This is a genomic window from Mesorhizobium sp. M0701 (assembly GCF_040320365.1).
GTDB lineage: Bacteria > Pseudomonadota > Alphaproteobacteria > Rhizobiales > Rhizobiaceae > Mesorhizobium.
On sequence record NZ_JAMYPO010000095.1, the window covers coordinates 1 to 5,009 of the forward strand.

Sequence of the window (5,009 nt, forward strand, 5' to 3'; positions counted from 1 at the left end):
GTAAACCGCTTTCTCTTCATCAGTCCGTCCTTCAATCGAGGCCGGACTCTAATCTCAGATGGAGGAAATTACCCGTGGCAGGTCAAGCGACTTGCAGGGCTACATTTGCTTTGAACGTTCTGGGAATGGTGCCGAGCGGTGATCATCGCGCTGACGAGGAGCTCCTGACTATGCCGTAGGATAAGTTCATCACGGCGTCATTGAGGAAGCCGTGGTGACGCCGGCCTGATTCCGTCCACACCTTTGCGCCGGATTCGACCGTTCCCGGCTACTCCGGAGTTTCGTTCCGAGCCCCTTGCCGGCGAAAGCGGGATATGGTGCAGCTGCCATAACCTAGCGACGGTATGTGATGAGTTTAGTTTGGGCCGGTGCTTTCGTTGAGAAGCCAAGCCCCGCCCGCGCTCTCCACGCCGGATCGGGCCGCAGCGCCGCGCCGGCTCCCGCTCAGCCTCCAACGAATAGAAAGTCTGCTGTCCGGCGCTCCAGGAAGTATGCGTCTCAATCCGCAAACAGGATAGGCGGCAACGCGAGCCGAGGGCGCAGCGCAGTTGGCCAGTTGGCCTATCGCTTGGGCTTGCGGGTCGCTCGCGATCACGGCGACGACGCGCTTCAAACTCCCTTGCCGCGCTCTGATGGGTCATATCCGACGGCTGTACCAGGCAGCGAGAGGCCGAAGAGATGACCCGTGCCAGAGCTCGGTTTAATCGCCGCGCAGTATCTTTGCTTCGAGTGCGGCCACGACGAAAGCGCCTCGAGCAGCTGGCGACCGAGCCTTCCCACGCAGCACCTGCAGACACACGTCCATTGCTATCCTACTCTTCTCGGTCTGACGACCAATATCCCGCAGCAAGATAGCGGCGGCGTCATTGACGTCGAGCACGATACGCTCTGAGCCATGGCGGCCGACCTGCACAATGACTGGCCTTTCGAATCTGCTCGAGCCGGCCATCTCCCCTCCCCCCTTCCCTCCTTGACAGCCAGTCTGCGGCGACAGGCCGAATGCTAAACCGAATGTTACTCGCGCCTCGCCCCAGTCGCATCGGCGAATAGGATTTAGACTTTTGCGGTGCCCGCTTTGCAGGCAGCAATCCACTGCATCGCAGAGGTCGCATCCTCTAATATGCCAACCTGCTTTGCAAAGTCGTAAAGCGCGTTACGCGCCGCACCTACAGGCTTGTGCCCATCGTAGGCATCATGGCACGTCCTAAGGGCAGTTTCGTGGGCACGATCTCTGCGATCTGGCGGCCATTCATCGAGAAGATCGATGGCTTCGGCAAGACTTGCAATCTCTTGCACGATGTAGGTGGAGCGCTTCACGAAAATGGGGCTGCTGAAAGCCTCGGCCTTGCCTACGTCATTGACGAGCTCAACCCGGTCAGTGATGCAGATTGCATAGAAGAAAACTCGCCAAGTCCGCCGACACAAAACGCCTGCGGTATGCGCACGGCGCCCGCGCCTGGGAATGGATTGAACGAGCCCCTGGAATGCTACCAGGCACCCTCGGCCCGTAGTCGAAGTCACGCATGGAGAGGCGGATGCGGTAAAACGCGCACGCCGGGGTTCGCAGCGGAGATGAAGAAACCGCCTCGGTACAGGTAAGGCGCTTTATCCCTACTCAAGCCAGGCCAAGCGCCGGGGCTGCGGCAGCGGGTGCGTCAGGGATGCGTGCCCGAAGGGGTGAAGACGACCGCAGGCCGGCTTCAGCGAAGCCCGCAGCCCGGCCCGCAGGGAGACGCCCACCTGATCTCTTCCCGCGCCGATCCGCGAGGCATCGATAAGCCAGGCGCGGCATGCGCCCTTCTCATCCGTCGAGAACCACTGCGGTCGCGTCGACGCAGATCCCCACTGACGCAGGTCTTGCTCGGTATTGCGATAGCGATGCCAAGAAATGGAAAGTGCCGAAGAATACGATTGTTCGCTCTTTACCAAAACTTCTGCGTGGCATTTTAATTGCATGAATGGAGATTGAAGAACGAAAATACCCAGGAGAGCTAGCCTTCCCGCTGCAGATCCACGAGCTTGTGGAAGAGTACCGCAAGGCGGCAACCCTGCTGCTTCGGCTCGGCCGGCCAGGCAAGCCGCTCACTCGAGCGCCGTTCAGATTGTCGGCAATCCATGCGATCGAACTCTATCTGACCGCGCTTTTGCTCCACGGTGGGCACAGCCCCAATCAGATCCGCAAAATGCAGCACGATCTGTCGGCGCGCACGGAACTCGCCTTGGAAGCGAGGCTGCGCCTTCGCGCGAAAACCGCCCAACATCTTCACTCCCTCAGCCAGAACCGGGAATATCTCGTGACCCGTTACGGCCCGGAGCTGGCTGCAACCGCCTCGCAGATAAACCGGCTTACCGCTACTCTGGACGAGGTGGCGGCAAAGTTAACCATATTGATCGGCTTGTCCTCAACTTTGCCGCAGCCGTCGGTCTTACGCCGAAGACCTCGCCTTGATGCGCGCGATGCTGTCGGGATCCGAGACGAAGTCATCGAGGAAGTCGCTCCACTTTTCGGCCGAGCGGCGAGCATGGGTAAGCATCTGTGTTAGCTCGTCAATGCCGTCGTCGGTGAGAGCGGTTATTGCCTTCTCCGTACCGTCATGGACACTGATGATACTGCCAGAGCTGAGATTGTCATCGTTGCTGACGATCGCCTGAAGGAGCTCGAGATCCTCCCCGATCATTTGCGAAACGTGGTGGATTGTGAAGACGTGGGTTATTGTCGCCATCAAGCGGCCTCGGCGTAGGTCACGGTGACAGGTATCCAATTCCAGGGAAGAGTTTCGTCAAGGTTGATGCGAAGTCAAAGGTGTCCAGCCGTCTTCTGCCAGTGCGCCACGGCTCTCGGGCGTCTATATAACGTCACCAAACGTTGGTCCATCGGTGCCGCTGGAGACCACCCATACCGTCCAACCGGGGAAGTTTCCAAAAAGGCACCAAAGTCGTCGCAGACTTTTGCAGCGGGCGCGGCGGGCTCCAACTTCGAGTGCGTGTTTAGTGCGTTCTCCGGCCCTCGCTCGTTGACGACTCGGGTTCTATATACCGACCAACTCGAGCGAAGGTAGGCAACGATCTCCGGTAGCAGGTGATCACGATCCCCAAACTCTTCTACGATTCTTTTTACCTTGCGCCAGGGTACCTTCCCGTCATCGTCGCCTAGCAAATAGCCTAAGTGGCCGATCGCGCAGATGTCGCAGCCAGCCTCGATCACCTTGTTAACGAAGGCGGAATCTCGCTCGCTTTCATTAGTCGCATGTTGTTGGTCATCGCAGAAAATCTCCGTTGGTGGTCGGCATGGAAATTGCGCCGACACTCAAACGTGCTTGAACGCGCGCACCTTCGCTACCTGTGCACTTGCACAGGTTGTAGGCAGGCCTGCCGAAGGCGCGGATCGAGTGTTCCTGCGCATTTGTTCATTGTTGGCACCCCGGACACTCAACCGTGTTGCTAGAACAACCCACCTGCTCCGTTCCAGCAGCAGCATTGGCCACCGGAACGCTCCCCTTGCGCGCACTGAAAGGCGATGCCGGCGCTCAGGCAGTCGGAGTCAGTCATGCCGAGGCGCCATTTCCTTTTCCTCTCAAGTCGCTCGAGCCGCACGCGCTCTATTCGCTCTGGAGTCCAGTAGGTTGGGTCGCGGTTGGCTCGATCGGGGGTCCGGCGTCTTTCAATTTAGCTATAGGCTAGGAAAAGCTCCTTAGATCCCGCAGTCAGGAGTCCACCAATCGGTCGAGATGGCTGCGAACCGCGTTGCGGGCGGGATTGGGTGCTCCGACGGATCGATACCCAATACCTGCGCCATTTCTTCTTCGATGGCATATTATCGCCCCTAGCTAAGTGGTGTGGACAAACCTGATCCACACGACCTAGCGCGATTGGAGCCAACCGGCCTGGGACCTGGCGGCCGGCCTCTGGCTCTACGCCGAAAAGATCGGGGCCGATTCCGCGCGTCTGCATCGAATGACGGAAGTCAAAGGTGGTCTCGGAACGGGGTGCTCGGCATTTATGATCCGACCGAGCGCCAGCGAGTGACCCGTCGGCGGGCTCGACGGCGGCATCATGTCAGGGGACTTCGGCCTCCAGCCGCGCGAGAAATGCCGAGACCTCGGCGTCGATGTCGATCGGTTCAGTCACCGTGGGTGACATCCTAGCTACTCCCCCGATCATCTCCGATTTAATTCAGATTTGTCCGTAGATATTGACGATTGCGCGACCTTCACCTCGTAGACGGCAATGCGGGCAGTTAGAGAGGGTCCTATGACAAGCGATTTTTCCGCCGCCCGAGTGCATTTAGATCGAGCGTATGACTACCTTTGTGGCGATGACCCGATGAGTCGAAGGGGACGCGAAGCCTTGGACCTGTTAATTGAGGCGGTTGCCGTCGAAGAGTTCAAGCAGCCACGCCAAAACGCGGAGGTGCTAAGGTTTCCGATTGGGCGCCGCTTCTGAGGCAATCTCCACGACCGCCATGTAGCCTCAGGTGAGGCGCTCACCGGACGTATGCGCCGCCACTATGAACCATGGTGAGCAAATCCTCCCAGAACGCCACGCCCCGCATGAGCCGAGGCGGGCAATAGAAAATGGGGGGCCCAAGCGCGCGTCCATGAAACAGCGCCGCAGGTAAATTCAGCAGAATGTCCATCCTGGCGCCTTCAGCGGCGATGCGCAGCCAGTTCTTGCGGTGACTATCGGGTGGCCGGAGTCCTGGCGCCCGCGCGGCGGCCACACCGTAAAGACCGAGTGGACCGTTAACGCGGGAATCCTGATGGCGCTCACCTCTCATTATATCGGTCGCGCGCAACGTTTGCGGATCATCCGCTGCACCGATCGTGCCAAATGAATAAAGCCTTCAATTACAAATGGTGAGCCGCCTCATCCATGTCCTATCTCCGACGTCGTTCACGTAAAAGGCTCGGTGCTTCCACGCTCTTTTGCTCTTCGCCCGTCCCTCTTCCGTCTTGACTAGCAGGAGCCTACGGCCTATCTCACTGCCGCGTTAGCACTCGCTTCTGGTG

At 59.0% G+C, this 5,009-nt stretch carries 6 protein-coding genes; 2 read left to right on the plus strand and 4 right to left on the minus strand.

The annotated features are described in order from the left end of the window. Window positions 1-700: 700 nt before the first annotated feature. Both NKI24_RS35480 and NKI24_RS35485 read right to left on the minus strand, forming a co-directional pair. Window positions 701-949, minus strand: a complete 249-nt coding sequence (locus tag NKI24_RS35480; protein WP_352578178.1) for a DUF982 domain-containing protein — start codon at window positions 947-949, stop codon at window positions 701-703. A 104-nt stretch (window positions 950-1,053) separates the two neighbouring features. Next, the gene (locus NKI24_RS35485; RefSeq protein WP_352750792.1) at window positions 1,054-1,317 is read right to left on the minus strand and encodes a DUF982 domain-containing protein; all 264 of its coding nucleotides are present in this window, start codon (window positions 1,315-1,317) and stop codon (window positions 1,054-1,056) included. Window positions 1,318-1,958: 641 nt separating this feature from the next. On the opposite strand from NKI24_RS35485, the gene NKI24_RS35490 reads away from it, so the two are divergent. Next, window positions 1,959-2,543, plus strand: a complete 585-nt coding sequence (locus NKI24_RS35490) for a hypothetical protein (RefSeq protein WP_352750794.1) — start codon at window positions 1,959-1,961, stop codon at window positions 2,541-2,543. On the opposite strand, the gene NKI24_RS35495 is transcribed toward NKI24_RS35490, so the two are convergent. Further along, window positions 2,427-2,723 (minus strand): hypothetical protein, encoded by a 297-nt coding sequence (locus NKI24_RS35495; protein WP_352750796.1) that lies wholly within the window; start codon window positions 2,721-2,723, stop codon window positions 2,427-2,429. The genes NKI24_RS35490 and NKI24_RS35495 overlap by 117 nt on opposite strands. 74 nt (window positions 2,724-2,797) lie before the next feature. Next, entirely contained in the window at window positions 2,798-3,307 is a 510-nt protein-coding gene (locus NKI24_RS36145) for a Y4lK-related protein (protein ID WP_502901517.1), read from the minus strand. 944 nt (window positions 3,308-4,251) lie between these two features. Between NKI24_RS36145 and NKI24_RS35500 the strand changes: the two genes are divergently transcribed. Continuing rightward, a complete protein-coding gene (locus NKI24_RS35500; protein WP_352594214.1) occupies window positions 4,252-4,443 on the plus strand; it encodes a hypothetical protein in 192 nt (63 codons plus the stop codon). Window positions 4,444-5,009 lie beyond the last annotated feature (566 nt).